The sequence below is a fragment of the Micromonospora sp. BS32 genome (genome assembly GCF_059089345.1).
Map to the genome: position 1 here is coordinate 38,542 of NZ_JBSSHR010000003.1, position 18,680 is coordinate 57,221.

The following is an 18,680-nucleotide window of genomic DNA, read 5'->3' on the forward strand; positions in this document are numbered from 1 at the left end:
CCGGACGGCCCGCGCACCCCACCGGGTGCGCGGGCCGTCGCGCGTCTCAGAGCGGGTACGGCCCGAAGCGTCCCCAGGCGACGATCGCGGCCAGGATCAGCAGCACGACGGTCACCGCGACAGCCGGGGTCTCCTTCGCGCGGCCGTGCACCACGATCGCGCCGACCATCACGATGACCAGCCCGACGGCGGCGAGCGGGGTGAGCACGGTGGCGATGCCGGTCAGGCCGGGCAGGATCAGCCCGAGTGCGGCCAGCACCTCGGCCGCGCCGAGCGCCTTCACCTGGGTGAGCGGCACGTCGCGGACCCAGGCCATCCGGTCGAGGAGCTTCTCCTTGGGCTGGGTCAGCTTGGTCAGCCCCGCGCCGGCGAAGACCGCCGCGAGCAGGATCTGCAGGATCCATAGGAACAGGTTCATGGCTTTGCCGCCTCCGAGGGGGTGCCGCCGGGGCGGCCGTTTACTTGACCTTTCAAGTACACGCTACGGGCATGTTAGTTGAAGCGTCAAGTACCGGTTAGGCTGGACGTCATGGAGTCGACCCGCTGGCTGAGCGAGGACGAGCAGGAGACCTGGCTGCGCACCCTCGCCGTGCTGACCCTGCTTCCGGCCGCACTCGACACCCAGTTGCAGCGCGACGCCGACCTCACCCACTTCGGCTACGGCGTGCTGGCGATGCTCTCCGAGACCCCCGGTCGATCCCGCCGGATGAGCGAGCTGGCCGCGCTGGTCAACGGCTCGCAGTCCCGGCTGTCCCACTTGGTGGGGCGGCTCGAGCGGCGCGGCTGGGTCCGCCGCGAGCGGGCCGGCGACGACGGCCGGGGATCCGTCGCCGTGCTGACCGACGCCGGCCACGCCCATCTGGTGGCGTCCGCGCCCGGCCACGTGGCGCAGGTCCGCGCGCTCGTGTTCGACGCGCTCACCGCCGAGCAGGTCGCGCAGCTCGGAGAGATCACCGGCGCGTTACTGGCCCGACTCCCCACGCCCGGGGGCTGCCCGGACCGCGCCGAACCGCGCTGACGGTCCCGCACCGGCGCGGCACACCCCCCGGGTACGTCGAGGCCCCCGGTCTTCTCGACCGGGGGCCTCGACGCGTCGGGATCAGGCCGCGCTGAGCGCCTGCCCGCCGAGCGTCTCCGCGTCGACGTCGGCCGGGCGCAGCGCCAGGGCGAGCACGTCGGCGACGTCGGCCAGCGTGTGCACGGTCAGCGCCTCCCGGACCTCGGCCGGCAGGTCGTCCAGGTCCGGCTCGTTGCGGGCCGGGATGACCACCTCGGTCAGGCCGGCCCGGTGGGCGGCGAGCAGCTTCTGCTTCACCCCGCCGATCGGCAGCACCCGACCCGACAGGGTCACCTCGCCGGTCATCCCGAACTCGGGACGGACCGGCCGGCCGGTCACCAGTGACGCCAGCGCGGTGACCATGGTGATGCCGGCGCTGGGGCCGTCCTTGGGCACCGCGCCCGCCGGGAAGTGGACGTGGATCCGCCGCCCGGCGAGGACGTTCGGGTCGATGCCGAACCGTCGCCCGTTGGACCGCAGGTACGACAGCGCGATGTGCGCCGACTCCTTCATCACGTCGCCGAGCTGCCCGGTCAGGGTCAGTCCCGGCTCGCCCTCCATGCTGGTGGCCTCGATGAAGAGCACGTCGCCGCCGGCGCCGGTGACCGCCAGGCCGGTCGCCACGCCGGGCACCGCCGTCCGCTCCGCCGACTCCGGGGTGAACTTCGGCCGGCCCAGGTAGCGGGCCAGGTTACCGGTGTCCACCCGGACCGGCGCAGGGTCGGACGCCAGGGCGACCGCGACCTTGCGTAGGATCTTGGCCAGGCCGCGCTCCAGCTGCCGGACGCCGGCCTCCCGGGTGTACTCGCCGGCGATCCGGGCGAGCGCCTCGTCGGCGATCGTCACCTCGTCGGCGGTCAGCCCGGCCCGCTCCCGCTGCCGGGGCAGCAGGTGGTCCCGGGCGATGGCGACCTTCTCGTCCTCGGTGTAGCCGTCCAGGGCGACCAGTTCCATCCGGTCCAGCAGCGGGCCGGGGATGGACTCCACCACGTTGGCGGTGGCCAGGAAGAGCACGTCGGACAGGTCGAGGTCGACCTCCAGGTAGTGGTCCCGGAAGGTGTGGTTCTGCGCCGGGTCGAGGACCTCGAGCAGCGCCGCGGCCGGGTCGCCGGCGTACCCGGCGGCCAGCTTGTCGACCTCGTCGAGGAGTACGACGGGGTTCATCGAGCCGGCCTCGCGCAGGGCGCGGACGATCCGGCCGGGCAGCGCACCGACGTAGGTACGCCGGTGGCCGCGGATCTCCGCCTCGTCCCGGACGCCGCCGAGGGAGACCCGCACGAAGTTGCGGCCCAGCGCCCGGGCGACCGACTCGCCGAGGCTGGTCTTGCCGACGCCGGGCGGGCCGGCGAGGGCGAGCACCGCGCCGGAGCCGCGACCGCCGACCACGCCGAGGTTGCGCTCGGCGCGCCGGTTGCGCACCGCGAGGTACTCCAGGATGCGGTCCTTCACGTCGGTCAGGCCGGCGTGGTCGGCGTCCAGCACCGCGCGGGCCGCGCCGAGGTCGGTGTTGTCCTCGGTACGCGTGCTCCACGGCATTTCCAGGACGGTGTCGAGCCAGGTACGGATCCAGCCCGCCTCCGGGGAGGCGTCACTGGCCCGCTCCAGCTTGCCGACCTCGCGCAGCGCCGCCTCGCGCACCGTGTCGGGCAGCTCGGCGGCCTCGACCCGGGCCCGGTAGTCGGCGGAGCCGTCCGGCTCGTCCTCGCCGAGTTCCTTGCGGATCGCGGCAAGCTGCTGGCGGAGCAGAAACTCCCGCTGGGACTTCTCCAGCCCCTCGCGGACGTCGCTGTTGATCTGCTCGGTGACCTCCTGCTCGGCCAGATGGTCCTTCACCCAGCCGACCAGCAGCTCCAGCCGGGCGGTGACGTCCGGCGCGGCGAGCAGTTCGGTCTTCTGCGCCAGGCTGAGCCAGGGCGCGTAGCCGGCCGCGTCGGCCAGCTCGGAGAGGTCGGTCATCCGCTCCATGGCGTCGATGACCTGCCACGCGCCGCGCTGCTGGAGGACCGAGGTCATCAGCGCGCGGTACTCGCGGCCGAGTTCCCGGGCCCGACCGGCCGGGGCGGGCTCGTCGAGTGCGGTCGCCTCGACCCAGAGGGCGGCGCCGGGTCCGGGGACGCCGGAGCCGATCCGGGCCCGGGACAGACCACGCACGACGGCGGCGGGCTCGCCGTCGGGCAGCCGGCCCACCTTCTCGATGGTGGCGATCACGCCGACGGGGCCGTACTCGCCGTCGAGGCGGGGCACGGCGAGAAGCTTCTTGTCGCCGGTGGCGCGCGCGGCGTCGACCGCGGCCTGGGTGGTCGGGTCAAGAGTCACCGGGATGACCATGCCGGGCAGCAGGACGGCGTCGGTCAGTGGAAGTACCGGAAGAGTTGCCATCGAACACCTGCTATCGCGTTGGGTTGAGCGTGTCTCACTCAAGTCACAAAGCGTGCCCCTTGTTCCGAGCTGTGACCCAGGACACGCCCGGCGCATCCGGGGTGGGGCCGCCGCCAGCGCGGACAGCGATTGGCCGGCCACGGTTTTCCCATCATTGGGCGCGACCCGCCAAATGAAAGCGACGCATATTGTTGCGGAATAACGGGCGGATAGGTCAAACTCTTAGCCACACCCCGCCCGACACAGGGAGTAATGGCGATGGCAAGGAAAGTAATCACCGTTCTGACCGACGACCTCGACGGCGGAAAGGCCGATCGGACCGTCGAGTTCAGCCTGGACGGGGCGGCATACACGATCGATCTCTCCGACGAGAACGTCGGCGTCCTCCGCAAGGCGCTGGACCCGTACATCGACGCTGGCCGTCGGATGGGTCGCGGCGCGGTGGAGACCGCCCGTCCGGCCCGTCGTCCCGGCCGCCCGGCCGTCTCGGGAATGGACCGCGAGCAGAACCGGGCCATCCGGGAATGGGCCACCAAGAACGGCTACGAGATTTCCGAGCGCGGGCGCATCCCGGTCTCCGTCGTGGAGGCGTGGAAGAACCGCTGACCGCGTCGGGCGGGTCACGATCCGGCAGGCCGGGGTCACGCTGGGAAATCAGCGCCGGCCCCGGCGCTTTTCGTACCGCTCACAATTTTCCCCCGTCCGTGCGCCGGCGAAGACGACGGCCGGGTGGCTCACTCCCCCGTCGTACCGTCGATGAGCTGACGGGCCACGTCGAGCTGCCCGACGTGCCGGGCGTACTCCTGGAACAGGTGGAACAGGATCCGCCCGAGCGACGGCGCGTGCGTGGCCGAGGAGAAGCGGCCGCCGAGCCGGGCCGTCCGGGTCAGCGGGACGCCCTCGATGATCCGTCGGGTCTGCGCCACCTCGGCCCGGTACGCCTGCCACACCTGTTCCGCCGACCGCCCGTCGATCCGCCACTCGGCGTCCTCGTCGCCGGGCGGGCACGGCGCGACCGGCTCCGCGGCGAAGCCCCACCGGATCCAGCGCCGCTCCACCCAGCCGAGATGCTGCACCAGACCCAGTGGCGACCAGTCCAGGCCGGCCACCGGGACCCGTAGCGCCGCCTCATCGAGGCCGGCGGTCTTGCGGTCCAGGGCGTCGCGATACCAGTCCAGATATCCGACGAGCAGTTCCCGCGGGTCGTCGACCAGGTTGTGGGGACCGTCGAGGAGGACCGGGAAACGGTGGTTCGACATGCCCCGACCGTACGCGGGACGGTAGCCCTGTCACCGGATCCGGTTACCCGACGCCGGGCCCGGGAGACCGTAGCGACGGTGCGTACGGCCGTGGGCGCCCGGGTCCTCCCCGAGCGGCCCACGGCCGTCACGTGCGCCTGCTCAGTTGACCTCGATGCGCACCGCGTCGAAGGCGGGAGTCTGGTTCGCCCGCTCCATCATCGGGATCCGGTGCGAGCCGTCACCGGCCCAGACCGCGCACTGCGCGAGGCCCGACTGCGGCAGACCGGGGATCTGGATCGTCACCTGGTCGGCCTGCCCACCACCGCCACCGTCCTCGGTCGCGACGAAGAACGCCGGCACGTCCTGCGGGTTCGACGGCGCCTCCTCGGTGGTCTGCAGCATCCGGCACGCGGTGTGGAAGTGACCCCGGACCAGCCCTTGGTCGTTCAGCAGCGAGCTCTCCACGTAGTAGCCGCCCTGACCGGCGGCGAGGAACCGGTCGCGGATCAGGTTCCGGGTGGAGACCCGCAGCGTGAATGCCTGGTTGCGCTGCAACTGGTTCGGGAACTGGGTGATCAGCAGGGACGGGTTGTTGGCGGCGGCACCGACCTCACCGAAAGCGGTGCTGACACACCGGTTGCCATTCTGGAAACCGTCGTGCGGCTGGAGCTTGCTGTTGCCGCAGTCCTTGGCGAGCACGCCGAGGGCGTTGCCGTTGTTGTTCCCGCCGGCGTTGTTGCCGCCATTCTGGCCGCCATTGTCCTGGCCACCATTCTGCTGACCGCCGTCCTGCTGGCCGCCGTTCTGGCCGCCGTCCTGCTGACCGCCGTCCTGCTGGCCGCCGTTGTTGTTGGCGGCGAGGCTGCATTGCGCCAGCTGGTCCAGGCCCTGGGGCCGCTGCGCCACCCGGTCGATCGCAGTGGCGATCCGGTTCAAAGTCGCGCGCCGCTTGTCCGCCAGCGGACGCAGGATCGCGTTGTTGATGAAGTCCTGCCCGTTGCGGCCCTCCGCGGCGAGCCTGCGGTTGGCCTCATCGATCTGCTTCTGCAGCAGGGCGAGGTTCCGGTCCACCTCGGCACGGGCCTGATCCGGCACCTGCGGAAGCTTGCTGACCACGTCCGGGCAGTTCACCGCCGAGCCGAGGGTGTTCACCGGGGCGTTGCCCGACTTGACCGCCTGGCACTCGGCGACCGACATCTGGCCGTCGCCCCAGTGGTTGCGGACCCACCGACCGTTCTGCCACGTCCGGGTCGTGCTGCCCCGGCCGCTCGGCGACGTGGCGCCCGGGCTCGGTGCCACACAGGCCGACGCGACGCTACGGGTCCTCGTCGAATTCTCGTGGGCCGACGAGATCTGGGTCACGGCGGCGATTCCGCCGAAGACCGCGAGCGCGCCGACCGCCGCCAGCAGTCGCTTGCTCCGCGCGTTACCGGATGACCGGCGCGCCCGTGTGGACCTGCGCATCGAATTGCTCTCCTTCTCGATCCGGTACCAGGTGTGATTCCGGCGGGTCGACGAAATTCGGGGTGGACGCCCCGTCGGGATCACTGCGACGTTCCGGTCGCACGTCGATGGCCGACGATGCCCTTTCCGCACCGTCCGCCGCGTCGGGTGGCGCGGCTGGAAGATCCTGCCCATTCCCGCTTAGGTACGGAGCGCCGCGGGCGATGGTTCAAAGGGGATCGGGAGATTCAGCCGCGAGTTCGGGCCCCGGCCCGGAAAGGACCGACGGTGACGGCGCGGCGACGTCCGGTGCCTGTCCGCGGGCCGGTCGGCCTCAGTCGACGCAGAGGTGGTCGAACGCGAACCCGCCGGCGAGTTCGTCGCGCCGGTCGCGCAACGCGCGGATCTCCCGGCGGAGCGCGTCCCGTTCCACCAGCACCGGCTCCTCGGACTCCGGCAGGCGCAGCCGGTCGCCCACGGCCACCGCGGCGAGGTCCTCGGCCAACCGGGCCGGGTCCACCCCGCACCGGAAGCGCTGTTCGCGGACGGTCACCCGCTCGACCAGGCACTGACCGGGGCGCACCTCGACCCAGCTCCAGCCCTCGGCGGCGCCGTCCGACCAGCGGACGTGCAGCCCGCGCACGATCGGGTCGCTCAGCCGCCGGGACACGTACGCCTCGACCGCCGCGGCCCGGGACAGCGCGCCGAGGTCGTTGACGTGGCCCGTCCGCCCGTCCGGCAACCGGCCGACGATGTCGCGGAAGTCCACCGGGGCGTCGTCCGGGTCGGCCGCCGGCTCAGGTGCCGCAGCGGCGTAGGAGCGCGCGTCGATGACGTACTCGACGATCCGCCGGCCGTGTGCGGCGGGCCGCAGGATCGGCGACTCGATCCGCAGCACCGGCAGGCCGACCGCGGCGCAGACGGCGTCCCGGGCCCGCTCGGCGCGCTGCCCCGCGGAGCCGGCCGGGTACGCCGGGCCGATCGCCGTCGCGAACAGCGGCGGTCCGCCGTCGGCCGGACGGACGACGAGGTCGAACTGGGTACGCACGGCCGCACCCCACTGGTTGCCGGTGATCCCCTCGGGGCGGCGCGGCACCAGGTCACCGAGCCGTCCGCCGGCGTGCACCGCCTGGCCGGCGCGGACGAACAGCGGCGCTGCCCCGGCCGGGCCCGACTGCGGTCGGGCCGCGTCGTCGCTGCTGGTACGCGTCATCGTCGGGTCAGGTCCATCCGTGCGTCGGTCGGTCGACCGAGTCTAGGACCACGATGACGGCCGCCGCCTCGCCGGTGCGGCCGGGCCGGTGGCAACGGTCGCCGGGTGCGCGGTCCGGCCGTTTTCTCTAGGCTCACGGGGTGCTGCACAACGGACCGGATCCGGAGCTGTTCACCAAGCGGAGCCTCGTGACGGTCTCGCACGCCATCGAGCGGGCGGCGCTGGCCACCGCCGAGGACGGGCCGCTGGTGGTCATCGCGCTGTTCCAGCGGATGCCGTACTTCCTCCGGGAGCGGGCCCGCTACGAGCGGATCGCCGCGGGCGCCGCGGTGACCGTGGTCGGCCTGGTCGGCGAGGCGCCGTCGGAGCTGCCCGCCGGCGCGTACGGGGTGGCGCTGCACGACGACGAGGAGCTGGCCCGGGAGTGGAGCGTGGTGGCGCTGACGCCCCGCTTCGGTGCGGCCCTGGTGGCCCGGGACCGGCGCGAGGTCGAGGTCGCCGCCACCCTGGAGGCGGGTCGGCTCTTCGACGGCCGCTGGGGGTTCCGCCGGGACGAGGCCCTGCACGAGGCGATCCGGCTGCGGACGATGCTCGCCGACCGCCTCCCGGCCGCCGCGCTGAGCGCGATCGATCAGGTGCTGGTCCGGGTGCGGGATCTGCCGTCCACCCCCGGTGAGAGCCGCGCGGAGGCGGCCCTGCGGTTGATGGCCGACCGGGCCGAGCGCGCCCACCGGACGGCCGCGCCCTCCGGCGGCGCCGACGGCGAGGCACCACAGGCGTTGGTGGACGAGCCGGCGCTGCGCCGGTGGACCGGGATGGACGGGACGACCGCCTCCGGCACCCTGCCGGTGGCGCTGGTCGGCGTACGGGTGGCCGAGCCGACCGGCACGCCGGAGCGCTTCGGCCGGCGCAGCGCGGCCCGCGAGGCGCAGGCGGTGCTCGCCGCGATCACCGCGCCGCTGCGTACGGTCGACCGGGCGGTACGCCTCGCCCCGGACGAGTACCTGCTGGTGCTGCCCGCGCTGACCGAGGAACAGGCGCTCGCCGTGGCCGGCCAGGTGCACGCCTCGGTCGCCGGCCTGGCCCGGTCGTACCCCTTCGTGGCGTTCGCGGTGCACGCGGCCGTGACGGTGACCGACCGGCGGCCACTGCCGGTGGCGGACGTCCGGCACGCGGTGGAGTGGGCGGCGCGGGAGGGCGTGCCGGTGGCCACGGTCGCCCGGGAGGCCGCCACGGCGACCGCCGGCCCACACTGAGTGGGACGGGGCGGGCGCCGGTTCAGGCGGCGCCCATCACCAGGCCCTCGATGGTGTGCTTCTGGCGGGTCGGCGCCAGCTCGTCGACGACCGGGCAGCGCAGGTGCGCCCGGGGCAGCTCGGGCAGCCGCTCCCAGTAGCCCCGGGTGACGGCCATGTCGTGCCGCTCGGCGTTGCCGGCGCCGGGCGCGTCCACGCCGAGCACCAGGACCGGCCGGGCCAGCGCGGACACGTTCGGGGTGCCACGGTGGACGGTCAGCGCGGACCGGGCCGAGATGTCGCCGCGCCGCGGGTACTTGCGGACGGCCCGCTGCTCGTAGCGGGGGTAGCGCTCCTTCGGCGGGAACATCTCGTGGTCGAAGTCCGTGCCGTCGTCCCACTGGGTGCCCGGGGCGATCTCGAAGGGGCCCATCTCCTCGACCGTGTCGACCGTGGTCAGGTTGAACGCCAGCGAGGTCAGCCGGCGCTGCCGCCGGGTCTCCTCCGGCATCGGGAAGTCCCGGTGCCAGGGCTGCATGGCGGCGCCGGGGAACGGGATGTCGAAGCCCAGCTCGACGATCACGTAGTCCGGGCCGAGCACCGCCCGGCAGACGGCCACCACCCAGGGGTGGGTCACCAGGTCGGGGAAGCCGCGCAACTGCTCGGGGTGGATCTCCACATACCAGCGTTCCGGTCCGCGCCCGACGGCGCCGCCCGGCCGGGACCGCGCCTCGCGGAAGGCGGCGTCGACGTCCTCGGCGACCCGGTCGACCCAGTCGACGGCGAAGGCGCCCCGGCACGCGGTGATGCCGTCCCGGTAGAGGTCACCGAGCGCCTCCACCGGGGTCTCGGCCGGGTCGACGGTGGTGGTGTCGGCGCTCATCGGTCCTCCCTCGCACGACGGACGCCCGAATATTACAACGTTGTACACGGCGGGCAAGAGATGCCGCTCAATGCCAGACGACCACCTCGGAGGAGGGCTTGCGGGCCAGGTCCGGGACGGTCGCGCCGCCGGCCGGATAGCCGACCGGGATGATCAGGTTGCCGCGCTCCTCAGCCGGCCGGTCGAGCAGTTCGTTGAGGAACCGCATCGGGCTCGGGGTGTGGGTGAGGGTGGCCAGGCCCGCCTGGTGCAGCGCGGCCAGCAGGAAGCCCACCGCGATGCCCACCGACTCCTTGACGTAGTAGGGCCGGGGCGAACGCGGCCCGCGGTGCACCTCGAAGACCACGATCACCGCCGGCGCGGTCTCCAGGAACGGCTTGCTCGCGTCGGTGCCGAGCGCGGACAGCGCGGAGAGCCACTCCTCCGGCGCCCGGCGTTCGTAGAAGACCTGCTCCTCCGCCTCCGCCGCCGCCCGCAGCCGCCGCTTGAGCCGCGGATCGGTGACCACCACGAACCGCCAGGGCTGCACGTTGGCCCCGCTGGGCGCGCTCGCCGCCGCCCGCAGCGCCTGCTCCAGCACCCCCTCCGGCAGCGGCCGGTCGCTGAACTCCCGGACGCTGCGCCGCCGCACCAGCGAGTCGGCGAAGGCGCGGCACCGGGGCAACGCCTCGTCGGCGGCGACGCCGTACTCGGGCACCGGCCGGGCGGGCGGGGAGGCGGGATTCGCAGACACCCGGTCATTGTGGGTCCCGGCGGCGGGACCGGCCACCGGACGGGCGATCATGGGGGGTGGACCCGGCCGCCACCCGGGCTCCAGAATGGGGGTACGCCGTGCGCGTCGTGTCGCTGGTGCCGTCGCTGACCGAGGCGGTCGCGGTGACCGTGCCGGAGGTGCTGGTCGGGGCGACCGACTGGTGCACCCACCCGGCCGGGCTGGACGTCGCCCGGGTCGGCGGCAGCAAGTACCCGGACCTGGAACGGGTGCTGGCCCTGCGGCCGGACCTGGTGCTGCTCAACGTCGAGGAGAACCGCCGCGAGGACGCCGACGCGCTGGCCGCCGCCGGGGTCCCGGTCCGGGTCACCTATCCGCGCACCGTACCGGAGGCGCTCGGCGAACTGGCCGACCTGCTCGGTGCGCTCGGCGTCACCGGCGAACCCGCCTGGCTGCGCGCCGCCCGCCGCGCCTGGGACACCATGGTGACGCCGCCCGTGCGCCGCCGGGCCGTGGTGCCGGTGTGGCGCCGGCCCTGGGTGGTGCTGGGCGCCGACACCTTCGCCGGGGACGTGCTGCGCCGGCTCGGGATCGACAACGTCTACGCCGACGACCCGGAGCGCTACCCCCGCCCCCACCTCGAGGCGCTGCGCGCCCGGCGGCCCGACCTGATGGTGCTGCCGGACGAGCCGTACGCCTTCACCGCCGACGATGGCCCGGAGGCCTTCCCCGGCACGCCCTGCGCGCTGGTCTCCGGCCGCCACCTCACCTGGTACGGCCCGTCGCTGGCCGAGGCGCCCGCGCTGCTGGCCGGGCAGCTCGCCCGACCGGTGACCCGTCCCGCCTGAGGGGGCGAACGACCCGCCTCCACCGGGCCCTTCGCGCCTGTTGCCCGCCGCCTGGAGCGGGTGGACTGCGAGGAAGGACGAGAGGAGCGGGTGATGGAGACCAACCGACTGATCGTGGTAGGTGTGGACGGCTCCGACGGCGGCCGGCGGGCGCTGGACTGGGCGGTCGACGAGGCGGCGGCCCGGGGCGGCGCGGTGCAGGCCGTCGTCGCCTGGCGCTGGGACCGGATCGAGTTCGGCCCGCAGGACGCGGTCGCACCGGTGGACGAACGGGACCGCGCGACCAGCGTGCTCGACGACGAACTGCGGGGCCTGCTCGCCCGCAAGGGCCCCGGCCGGACGGTGGCGGGCGAGGTTGTCGAGGGGCCAGCGGCGGAGGTGCTCACCGCGGCCGCCCGGACCGCCGACCTGCTGGTGCTGGGCAGTCACGGGCACAACCGGCTGCGGCACACCGTGCTCGGCTCGGTGAGCGAGGAGTGCGTCCGCCGGGCGTCCTGCCCGGTGGTGGTGATTCCGGTGCCGGCGCCGGCCGCCCGGGTGTCCAGCGAGCCCGCCCTGCGAGCCTGACCCCAACCGTCCGGACCGGCGGCCGCCCCCTGAGCGGGGCGGCCGCTCTCGCATGTGCCCGGCGGCCTGCGGCGCGGTCGGCGCGGGTCGACCTCCCGGCGCGCGACCGGCCCCGTCCCTTCCGGACGGGGCCGTCGGCGGCTGGCGCTCAGGCGACCGGGGTGACCTGCCCGGGCTCCAGCTCCACCAGGGTGGTGTCGTCCACGTCGTAGCCGATCGTGCTGGTCACCCGGACGACGCCGCTGACCTGCCCGGCCAACCGGACCGCCAGCTCGGCCGCGGTGCGTCGGTCCAGCCGGCCGGCCAGGACGACGTCGCCGTCGCGGACCTGCACGGTGACCAGGCCGTCCCGCACGGCGAGCACCCGACGCAGCACCTCCTGCACCACGTCCTCGCGGATCTCCGCGTCGCTGCGCAGGTGGACCCGGAGCAGGTCGCTGCGGGTGACGATGCCGACCAGCCGACCGAGGTCGTCGAGGACCGGCAGCCTTTTGACCGCCTCGCGGTCCATCAGCCGGGCCGCGGCCGGCAGCGGCGACTCCGGGTACGTGGTGACCGCGGGGGCGGTCATCAGCTCCTTCGCCACCAGTGCGTCGGCCTTCTCCCGGGCCGCCCGGCGCCGCCGGCCCTCGAAGACGCGCCGCTCGTCGGGGTGACCGGCGCGCTCCACCTTGTGCAGCAGGTCCGCCTCGGACACCACGCCGAGCACCCGGCGGAACCCGTCCACCACCGGCACGGCGCTGACGCCCCGCCGGATCAGCACGTCCACGATCTGCCGGTACGGGGTCTCCTCCCCCACCGTCGCGACGTCCCTCGTCATCACGTCGCCAACCTGCCACGTCCTCATCACGACCTCCTCGGCGGATCTTCACGCTCGACGCTATGGCGGCCCACCCGCGCAGGTCAGAGGCGGCGGACCGTTCCGGGACGGGCCGAAGGTCCCGCTCGGACGCCCCCGTGAGGGGCCTTAGGTCCCGGCCCAGGACGGCCCGGTCGGCCCTGCCCGACGACGGCTGTCGGGAGTGGAATGAAGGTGCCACCGAGAAGCGCGGTGCCAGGCAGAGAAGGGACGTGGAGATCATGACCGCGACAATTGAGCGGAACGCCACCGCCAACACCATCGCTCCGGCGGCCGAGACCCCCCGTGAGCGCGCCACCCGGTACATCTGGGCCGGCACCCGGATCGCTCTGGGCTGGACCTTCCTCTGGGCCTTCCTGGACAAGGCCTTCGGCCTCGGCCACGAGACCGAGTCGAAGAACGCCTGGATCAACGGCGGCAGCCCCACCAAGGGCTTCCTGACCTTCGGCGCGGCCGGCCCGTTCAAGGGCATCTACAACGACATCGCCGGCGCGACCTGGGCCGACTGGCTGTTCATGATCGGCCTGGCCGGCATCGGCGTGGCCCTGCTGCTCGGCATCGGGATGCGGCTCGCGGCCGCCGCCGGTGGCCTGCTGCTGGTGCTCATGTGGACCGCCGTCCTGCCTCCCGAGAACAACCTCTTCATGGACGACCACCTGATCTACGCCGCGGTGCTGACCGGTCTCGCCCTCGTCGGCGCGGGCAACACCTTCGGCCTCGGTCGGGCCTGGGCGAACCTCCCCATCGTCCGGAAGTTCGGCTGGCTCAAGTGACGACACCCGATCGGAGGGGCGCCACCGGCAGGTGGCGCCCCTCCGGCGTGTCCCGGCCCGGTGCGGGGACTGCCGGGTATCGGCCCGTCGCTATCGGGCAGGATCGACGGTGACCGGACGATCGAGCCAGAACGGCAGGAGATCAGCAGATGAACATGCCCCAGGCAGGCAAGCCCGAGATCGGCCCGATCGAGGGCGCTCCCCCGGCCGACCTCGTCATCGAGGACATCACCGTCGGCGACGGCCCGGAGGCCAAGCCGGGCCAGCTCGCGAGCGTGCACTACGTCGGGGTGTCCCACTCCACCGGCCGCGAGTTCGACGCGTCGTGGAACCGGGGCGAGAGCTTCGAGTTCCCGCTCGGCGGCGGCCAGGTCATCGCCGGCTGGGACCAGTGCGTCGTGGGCATGAAGGTCGGCGGTCGTCGCCGGCTGACCATCCCGCCGCACCTGGGGTACGGCGCCCGCGGCGCCGGCGGCGTCATCAAGCCGAACGAGACGCTGGTCTTCGTCGTCGACCTGCTCGGCGTCCGCTGACCGGTGGCGGGGCCGCCGGCGGTGCCAGCGGCCCCGCGCCACGGCCGGCCGGCAGGGCGGGGGCTGCGGCGATCGCCCGCGCGGCAGGCTCAGGAGCAGGCAACCGCCAGCGCCATCGGCGCACCGGCGAGGCACGGCACCCGCTGGACCGGGGCCCCGGGCGCGAGGGACGGCCAAGGCACCGATGACGCCTCGGGCCCGCCGGGCACGCGTTCCCGGACGGGAATGACCCGGTGCAGGCCGGTGGCCCGCAGCACCCGGGCGACCATCGGACCGGGGTCGACGACGACCAGCTCGCCACCGCGCGCCCGGACCCGCAGGTGCGCGGTGACCAGCGCGCGCACCCCGGCGGCGGAGAACAGCCGGACGCCGGAGAGGTCGACCCGGAGCACCGGCCGGGCAGGCGCGGCCCAGAGCGCGGCGCGGAAGGCGCCGACCGTGGCGATGTCGATCTCGCCGACCGCCCGCACCTCGACCGCGTCGTCAGCCACGCTGAGCTGCACGTGGAAGCGGTCACCGCACTGTCCCATGCCGACGAACCTAGTCGTCGCCACCGACATTTCCGCCCTGCCGAGGGCCGGTTCCGGGTACGTCCAGGGTCACCCCCGAGCAGACCCGGGGTGGTCCTCGGGGTCGACCCGCGCGACACGCGGTGGGGGCGACGCGACCGGGATCGGCGGGTGACAATGAGCGGATGGTCGTACCCCGCCAGCGCCCGCCCCGCCTGATCCGTCCGGTCAAGGAGGCGGCCACCGTCCCGCCGCCGCTGGAGGGCGTCTGGGCCCCCGACGACCACCGCCTCGACCGGGCCGAGGTGCTGCCGCTGCCTCCCGGCGCGCACGGGCCCGAGGACGTGCTGATCGACCCGGACGGCCGGGTGGTCAGCGGCGACGAGGACGGCCGGCTCTGGTGGTGGCCGGCCGACGCGCCCGCCGGCACACATCCCCAACTGCTCGCCGAGACCGGCGGCCGGCCGCTCGGCATCGAGCTCGACCCGCGCGACGGCAGCCTGCTGGTCTGCGACGCGTACCGGGGGCTGCTCCGGGTCACCCCCGACGGGGCGGTCCGGGAGCTGACCGGCACCGCCCCGCAGGTGCACCTCGCCGACAACGCCACCGTGGCCCGCGACGGCACCGTCTACTTCACCGACTCCTCCGACCGCTTCCCGCTGTCGCACTGGAAGCACGACCTGCTCGAACACCGGCCCAACGGGCGGGTGCTGGCGTACGACCCGGGCAGCGCGCGCACCGAGGTGGTGGCCGACGGGCTCTACTTCCCGAACGGGATCGCGCTGACCCCGGACGAGTCGGCGCTGATGCTGGTCGAGACGAGCACCCACCGGCTGCTCCGGGTGGAGCTGCCGAGCGGGAAGGCCACCGTGCTCACCGACCTGCCGGCGTACCCGGACAACCTCGCCGCGGTCGGCGACGGGACGTACTGGATCGCCCTGCCCAGCCCGCGGCTGCCGGTGGTCGAGCGGCTGCTGCCGCACCCGAGGTTGCGCCAGCTGGTGGCGCTGCTTCCCGACGCGGTCCGCCCACAACCGCAGAAGTACGGGCTGGTCGCCCTGGTCGACGGCGAGGGGCGGGTGCTGCGGACGCTGCACGGCCCCGGCGGGGCGTACTGGATGATCACCGGCGTGCGGCAGCACGGCGAGCGGCTCTGGCTGGGCAGCCTGATCGGCACCGGGATCGCCCGGGTCGACCTGACCTGAGCCGGACACGACCGCGACCGGCCCGCCCGACGGCGGACCGGTCGTACCGGCCGTTCCTCCCCTGTCTGTCTCAGCCGCCGGTGACCGACGGCGCCGGCGCCGGCGACCCCCCGGCCACCGCGCCCGGGTTCACCGGGCTGGTGGTGGGCGCGGGCCTCAGACCCGGCGGCACGGGCAGCGCGCTGCCCTTGACGAACTGGTCCCAGCTGACGTTCCAGGCGGTCCAGCCGTTGCCCTGGTCCAACTGCACCTCGGTGCCCTTGACGGTGACCAGGTCACCGACCTTGGTGATGCCCATCAGCCAGTCCGCCGCCGTCGCCGACACGTTGGTGCAGCCGTGCGAGACGTTGATGTTGCCCTGATCCCCTTCCGACCACGGCGCGGCGTGGATGAACTCGCCGCCCCAGGTGAGCCGCTGGGCATCCTCCACGTCGACCACGTAGCCGCCGTTCGGGTCACCCCGGGTGTCGAACGTGGTGTAGTCGTGCTTCTCCATGATCACCATCTTGCCGCTGGAGGTCGGGGTGCTCGACTTGCCGAGACTCACCGGGATCTTGCGGAGCAGTTTGCCGTCCTGGTAGACCGACATCTGCTTGGTGGCGTTGTCGATGTCGAGCGAGACCTGCCGGCCGATCTTCGAGGCAGCGGCGTGGTCGGCGTCGCCGATGGCGTCCTTGCCGATCGGCAGCCCCTCCAGAGCGCTCCGCACGCTGATCTTCGTGCCGGACTTCCAGAAGTCGGGCGCCCGGTATTCGACCTGCTTGCCGTCCTCCACCCACGACCAGGCGCCCGGCTGCGGCGGGTCGGTCTTCACGAACAATCGCCGTTGAACGGCCGCCCGGGCCTCCTTCGGAATTGGCGGATCGAATGCTACGGTCACCGGCATTGCGGTGCCGTACGTCTCTTTTCCGGTGAAATACAGCGTGCTCTTTATCGCCTGTCTGGTGGATTTGGGCGATGTGGTGAAGGTCGTCCGCCCGACGGTGGTACGCCCCTTGTCGCCGGTCGCGGTCACCTCCGCGGTGTACGTCCGGCCGTTCTCCAGCGGGGTGGCCGGCACCCAGCTGGTGCCGTCCTCCCGGGGCTCCCCGGCGACCTGTTTCCCCTTGTCGTCGATGAGCTTCACACTGCTGATCCGGCCGCCCGACACGCTGGTGCCCACCTCCGCGCTCACCGGTACGTCCTTCGTCCGGTCGGCGGGAGTCACCGCCAGCGTGGGGGCGGCCGCGGCCCGCGCGTGCCCCGAACCGGTGCCCGGCTTCCCCTCGGCGGTGCACCCACCGAGGATCAACGGTGTGGCTGCGAAGGTTACCGCCAATAGCGTCAATCGCCGCCTCACGTCCATATTCAGCCCCCCGTTTTCAGTCCCTTGGCCACATTCTGTACGGCGCTTCTCGGGGCGTGGCGCACTTTCGCGGGAAATACTCGGAAACCGTCGGGCCTTTGGTCATTGCTGTGCTGCCGAGGGCGGCCACGGGGTGGACGTCCCCGATCGGCGGGCCTGGTACCGGCCGTACCCGCGCGACCGGTCAGTCCCAGTCCGGGTCGCCGTGGTTGCGATCCCAGCGGCCGCCGACCGGCGGGGTGTCCAGGCGGACGGCCCCCTCGGCGTTGCCGGCGAGGTCGTTCTCCTCCACCCGGCAGTCCACGCAGCTGCCCCGGTCGGTGATCCAGAGCCCGTGGGTCTGGGTGCGCTCGTCGTGGTTGTCCCAGATCCGGTTGCCGCGCACCGTCGCGGAGTCGAAGGGGGCATTGATCACGAGCCCGGCCCGGCAGTCCGGCACGGGCGGCAACTCGTAGCGGGTACCCGGCAGCGGGGTGTCCCCGCTCCAGGCGCTGAACGCGTCGGGGCGCACCGGCGCGAGAGTCAGCTCGGTGGCCGTGTTGGCCGCCACCACGGCGACCCGCTGGCCGACCCGAAGCACCTTGCCCCGGTGGCCGTCCGGGGGCCAGTTCGCCGACCGGTCCACCAGCGCCTTGTCGCTGTACCGGACCGTCGCGCCGCCCCCGGTGGCGGCGTCGCCGCACTGCCGGCCGTTGTTGCGGATCCGGTTGTTGAGCACCACGGCGTCGGTCATCGGCCGGTCGATCCGGATCCCGTCGAGCCCGTTGCCCCAGAACTCGTTGCTCTCGATCACGATGTCCAGCGCCGGGTCCTGGTAGCCGCGGCCCAGGTTGTGCTCGTGGTAGCCGTACCGGCCGTTGCCGCTGATCCGGTTGCCGCGCACGGTGTACGGGCCGGGGGTGTTGCCCATGCTGACGCCGTCGGCGATGTTGCCGTCGATCACGCAGTCGGTCAGCAGGCCGCCGCGCCCGGCCACCGCAGAGGTGCCGTTGGCCGAAACGTCGAAGCCGGCCTCCAGGTTGCCGGTCATCGTGCAGCCGGAGACGATCAGGCCGTCGGTGCCCCAGTCGGAGATGCCGAACCGGTTGCCCTGGCTGTGACAGCCGATGATCCGGTATCCGCGCGGCGGGAGCCAGTTCTCCTTCTGCAGCTCCAGGAAGATGCCGTTGGTGCCGTTGGCGAGCGCGGTGCAGTTGGCGATGATCAGCCGCTCGACCGGCCCCCAGCCGCCGATGCCGACGCCGATCCCCGCGCCGCCCATCTCCTCGCCGTTGTCCAGCCGGCCGCAGCCGACCACCACCACGCCGTCGATGACGCTGTCCTGCAGGAAGTCGCAGCCCAGCCCGGAGGCGGCGGTGTGGTGGATGTACAGGTTGCGGAAGACACCCCGCACCACGTACTGCAGCCCGAGCCCCTTGGCCAGGTAGTTGTACTCGGCCATCGCCACCCCGGAGCCGTCGATCTCGAAGTCGGCGAAGGTGCAGTCGGCGATGTGCCGGTCCCGGTCCGCGCCGTGCTGGAGGGTGGTCCAGAAGGCCAGCGGGGTGGGGTCGGCCCGGTTGCCCTCGTTGCTGAGCAGGAACCGCGTCGCGGCGGGGCCGGCGCCGATCAGCGACACCCCGCTGCGCCAGACGGTGCCGGCGTCACGGATGGAGTAGATCCCGGGCGGGCACCAGATCACCCGCGCGCGCCCGTCGGCGGCGTAACCGTCGCCGAGCCGGTCGACCAGGGCGGCGAGCGCCGGCTGGTCGTTGGTCACCCCGTCGCCGGTGAGGCCGTACTCGTGGGCGTCGCACCAGAGTGGCGCGCCGGCCACGGGCGGCCGGTGGTACCGCACGGCGGCGGGCAGGGCCTGGTAGGGCACGAAGTGCTCCTCTC

The 18,680-nt window shown here is 73.4% G+C and carries 20 protein-coding genes; 9 read left to right on the forward strand and 11 right to left on the reverse strand.

Annotated features, from left to right (window positions below; genetic code table 11):
• Positions 1 to 46: 46 nt before the first annotated feature.
• Positions 47 to 418 carry a DoxX family protein gene (locus AC5RWQ_RS05670; RefSeq protein ID WP_494281676.1) on the reverse strand — a complete coding sequence of 124 codons (372 nt, stop codon included), beginning with the start codon at positions 416 to 418 and terminating at the stop codon, positions 47 to 49.
• A gap of 111 nt (positions 419 to 529) precedes the next feature.
• Here AC5RWQ_RS05670 and AC5RWQ_RS05675 point away from each other — a divergent pair, with 111 nt between their 5' ends.
• The gene (locus AC5RWQ_RS05675) at positions 530 to 1,018 is read left to right on the forward strand and encodes a MarR family winged helix-turn-helix transcriptional regulator (RefSeq protein ID WP_494281677.1); all 489 of its coding nucleotides are present in this window, start codon (positions 530 to 532) and stop codon (positions 1,016 to 1,018) included.
• 81 nt (positions 1,019 to 1,099) lie between these two features.
• On the opposite strand, the gene lon is transcribed toward AC5RWQ_RS05675, so the two are convergent.
• Positions 1,100 to 3,436: an endopeptidase La gene (gene lon / locus AC5RWQ_RS05680; protein WP_494281678.1), complete on the reverse strand. Its 2,337-nt coding sequence runs from the start codon at positions 3,434 to 3,436 to the stop codon at positions 1,100 to 1,102.
• A gap of 258 nt (positions 3,437 to 3,694) precedes the next feature.
• Between lon and AC5RWQ_RS05685 the strand changes: the two genes are divergently transcribed.
• Positions 3,695 to 4,042 carry a histone-like nucleoid-structuring protein Lsr2 gene (locus AC5RWQ_RS05685; protein ID WP_494281679.1) on the forward strand — a complete coding sequence of 116 codons (348 nt, stop codon included), beginning with the start codon at positions 3,695 to 3,697 and terminating at the stop codon, positions 4,040 to 4,042.
• Between the two features lie 128 nt (positions 4,043 to 4,170).
• Here AC5RWQ_RS05685 and AC5RWQ_RS05690 read toward each other — a convergent pair whose 3' ends face one another.
• Together AC5RWQ_RS05690 and AC5RWQ_RS05695 are read right to left on the reverse strand one after the other, a co-directional pair.
• Complete coding sequence (locus AC5RWQ_RS05690) at positions 4,171 to 4,695, reverse strand: DinB family protein (protein WP_494281680.1); 525 nt, start codon at positions 4,693 to 4,695, stop codon at positions 4,171 to 4,173.
• Between the two features lie 141 nt (positions 4,696 to 4,836).
• Complete coding sequence (locus AC5RWQ_RS05695; RefSeq protein WP_494281681.1) at positions 4,837 to 5,874, reverse strand: hypothetical protein; 1,038 nt, start codon at positions 5,872 to 5,874, stop codon at positions 4,837 to 4,839.
• 55 nt (positions 5,875 to 5,929) lie between these two features.
• Here AC5RWQ_RS05695 and AC5RWQ_RS05700 point away from each other — a divergent pair, with 55 nt between their 5' ends.
• On the forward strand, positions 5,930 to 6,178 hold the full coding sequence (locus AC5RWQ_RS05700; RefSeq protein ID WP_494281682.1) for a hypothetical protein: 249 nt from the start codon (positions 5,930 to 5,932) through the stop codon (positions 6,176 to 6,178).
• Positions 6,179 to 6,454: 276 nt separating this feature from the next.
• On the opposite strand, the gene AC5RWQ_RS05705 is transcribed toward AC5RWQ_RS05700, so the two are convergent.
• Complete coding sequence (locus AC5RWQ_RS05705; RefSeq protein WP_494281683.1) at positions 6,455 to 7,333, reverse strand: hypothetical protein; 879 nt, start codon at positions 7,331 to 7,333, stop codon at positions 6,455 to 6,457.
• 140 nt (positions 7,334 to 7,473) lie between these two features.
• Here AC5RWQ_RS05705 and AC5RWQ_RS05710 point away from each other — a divergent pair, with 140 nt between their 5' ends.
• Positions 7,474 to 8,589, forward strand: coding sequence for a DICT sensory domain-containing protein (locus AC5RWQ_RS05710; RefSeq protein WP_494281684.1), 1,116 nt, complete (start codon positions 7,474 to 7,476; stop codon positions 8,587 to 8,589).
• Positions 8,590 to 8,611: 22 nt separating this feature from the next.
• Here AC5RWQ_RS05710 and AC5RWQ_RS05715 read toward each other — a convergent pair whose 3' ends face one another.
• Positions 8,612 to 9,451 carry a phytanoyl-CoA dioxygenase family protein gene (locus AC5RWQ_RS05715; RefSeq protein WP_494281685.1) on the reverse strand — a complete coding sequence of 280 codons (840 nt, stop codon included), beginning with the start codon at positions 9,449 to 9,451 and terminating at the stop codon, positions 8,612 to 8,614.
• A gap of 67 nt (positions 9,452 to 9,518) precedes the next feature.
• Positions 9,519 to 10,148: a nitroreductase family protein gene (locus AC5RWQ_RS05720; protein WP_494282017.1), complete on the reverse strand. Its 630-nt coding sequence runs from the start codon at positions 10,146 to 10,148 to the stop codon at positions 9,519 to 9,521.
• Between the two features lie 134 nt (positions 10,149 to 10,282).
• On the opposite strand from AC5RWQ_RS05720, the gene AC5RWQ_RS05725 reads away from it, so the two are divergent.
• Together AC5RWQ_RS05725 and AC5RWQ_RS05730 are read left to right on the forward strand one after the other, a co-directional pair.
• The gene (locus AC5RWQ_RS05725; protein WP_494281686.1) at positions 10,283 to 11,011 is read left to right on the forward strand and encodes a helical backbone metal receptor; all 729 of its coding nucleotides are present in this window, start codon (positions 10,283 to 10,285) and stop codon (positions 11,009 to 11,011) included.
• Positions 11,012 to 11,104: 93 nt separating this feature from the next.
• Positions 11,105 to 11,578: a universal stress protein gene (locus tag AC5RWQ_RS05730; RefSeq protein WP_494281687.1), complete on the forward strand. Its 474-nt coding sequence runs from the start codon at positions 11,105 to 11,107 to the stop codon at positions 11,576 to 11,578.
• Positions 11,579 to 11,726: 148 nt separating this feature from the next.
• On the opposite strand, the gene AC5RWQ_RS05735 is transcribed toward AC5RWQ_RS05730, so the two are convergent.
• A complete protein-coding gene (locus AC5RWQ_RS05735; protein ID WP_494281688.1) occupies positions 11,727 to 12,425 on the reverse strand; it encodes a CBS domain-containing protein in 699 nt (232 codons plus the stop codon).
• Positions 12,426 to 12,649: 224 nt separating this feature from the next.
• Between AC5RWQ_RS05735 and AC5RWQ_RS05740 the strand changes: the two genes are divergently transcribed.
• Together AC5RWQ_RS05740 and AC5RWQ_RS05745 are read left to right on the forward strand one after the other, a co-directional pair.
• Complete coding sequence (locus tag AC5RWQ_RS05740) at positions 12,650 to 13,210, forward strand: hypothetical protein (protein ID WP_494281689.1); 561 nt, start codon at positions 12,650 to 12,652, stop codon at positions 13,208 to 13,210.
• Positions 13,211 to 13,365: 155 nt separating this feature from the next.
• Positions 13,366 to 13,743 carry an FKBP-type peptidyl-prolyl cis-trans isomerase gene (locus AC5RWQ_RS05745; protein WP_494282018.1) on the forward strand — a complete coding sequence of 126 codons (378 nt, stop codon included), beginning with the start codon at positions 13,366 to 13,368 and terminating at the stop codon, positions 13,741 to 13,743.
• An 89-nt stretch (positions 13,744 to 13,832) separates the two neighbouring features.
• On the opposite strand, the gene AC5RWQ_RS05750 is transcribed toward AC5RWQ_RS05745, so the two are convergent.
• Positions 13,833 to 14,273 (reverse strand): STAS domain-containing protein, encoded by a 441-nt coding sequence (locus tag AC5RWQ_RS05750; RefSeq protein WP_494281690.1) that lies wholly within the window; start codon positions 14,271 to 14,273, stop codon positions 13,833 to 13,835.
• Positions 14,274 to 14,437: 164 nt separating this feature from the next.
• On the opposite strand from AC5RWQ_RS05750, the gene AC5RWQ_RS05755 reads away from it, so the two are divergent.
• Positions 14,438 to 15,457 carry an SMP-30/gluconolactonase/LRE family protein gene (locus AC5RWQ_RS05755; protein ID WP_494281691.1) on the forward strand — a complete coding sequence of 340 codons (1,020 nt, stop codon included), beginning with the start codon at positions 14,438 to 14,440 and terminating at the stop codon, positions 15,455 to 15,457.
• A gap of 70 nt (positions 15,458 to 15,527) precedes the next feature.
• On the opposite strand, the gene AC5RWQ_RS05760 is transcribed toward AC5RWQ_RS05755, so the two are convergent.
• Both AC5RWQ_RS05760 and AC5RWQ_RS05765 read right to left on the reverse strand, forming a co-directional pair.
• Entirely contained in the window at positions 15,528 to 16,802 is a 1,275-nt protein-coding gene (locus tag AC5RWQ_RS05760) for a L,D-transpeptidase (RefSeq protein ID WP_494281692.1), read from the reverse strand.
• 184 nt (positions 16,803 to 16,986) lie between these two features.
• Complete coding sequence (locus tag AC5RWQ_RS05765) at positions 16,987 to 18,666, reverse strand: right-handed parallel beta-helix repeat-containing protein (RefSeq protein ID WP_494281693.1); 1,680 nt, start codon at positions 18,664 to 18,666, stop codon at positions 16,987 to 16,989.
• Positions 18,667 to 18,680: the final 14 nt, after the last annotated feature.

Bases quoted from the DNA above. Each gene is read 5' to 3' on its own strand.
- AC5RWQ_RS05755 (WP_494281691.1), top strand. From the start codon at position 14,438: ATGGTCGTACCCCGCCAGCGCCCGCCCCGCCTGATCCGTCCGGTCAAG.
- AC5RWQ_RS05745 (WP_494282018.1), top strand. From the start codon at position 13,366: ATGCCCCAGGCAGGCAAGCCCGAGATCGGCCCGATCGAGGGCGCTCCC.
- AC5RWQ_RS05750 (WP_494281690.1), bottom strand. From the start codon at position 14,273: ATGGGACAGTGCGGTGACCGCTTCCACGTGCAGCTCAGCGTGGCTGAC.
- AC5RWQ_RS05690 (WP_494281680.1), bottom strand. From the start codon at position 4,695: ATGTCGAACCACCGTTTCCCGGTCCTCCTCGACGGTCCCCACAACCTG.
- AC5RWQ_RS05735 (WP_494281688.1), bottom strand. From the start codon at position 12,425: ATGAGGACGTGGCAGGTTGGCGACGTGATGACGAGGGACGTCGCGACG.
- AC5RWQ_RS05705 (WP_494281683.1), bottom strand. From the start codon at position 7,333: ATGACGCGTACCAGCAGCGACGACGCGGCCCGACCGCAGTCGGGCCCG.
- AC5RWQ_RS05670 (WP_494281676.1), bottom strand. From the start codon at position 418: ATGAACCTGTTCCTATGGATCCTGCAGATCCTGCTCGCGGCGGTCTTC.
- AC5RWQ_RS05695 (WP_494281681.1), bottom strand. From the start codon at position 5,874: ATGTCGGTCGCCGAGTGCCAGGCGGTCAAGTCGGGCAACGCCCCGGTG.
- AC5RWQ_RS05685 (WP_494281679.1), top strand. From the start codon at position 3,695: ATGGCAAGGAAAGTAATCACCGTTCTGACCGACGACCTCGACGGCGGA.
- AC5RWQ_RS05675 (WP_494281677.1), top strand. From the start codon at position 530: ATGGAGTCGACCCGCTGGCTGAGCGAGGACGAGCAGGAGACCTGGCTG.
- AC5RWQ_RS05715 (WP_494281685.1), bottom strand. From the start codon at position 9,451: ATGAGCGCCGACACCACCACCGTCGACCCGGCCGAGACCCCGGTGGAG.
- AC5RWQ_RS05730 (WP_494281687.1), top strand. From the start codon at position 11,105: ATGGAGACCAACCGACTGATCGTGGTAGGTGTGGACGGCTCCGACGGC.
- lon (WP_494281678.1), bottom strand. From the start codon at position 3,436: ATGGCAACTCTTCCGGTACTTCCACTGACCGACGCCGTCCTGCTGCCC.
- AC5RWQ_RS05760 (WP_494281692.1), bottom strand. From the start codon at position 16,802: ATGGACGTGAGGCGGCGATTGACGCTATTGGCGGTAACCTTCGCAGCC.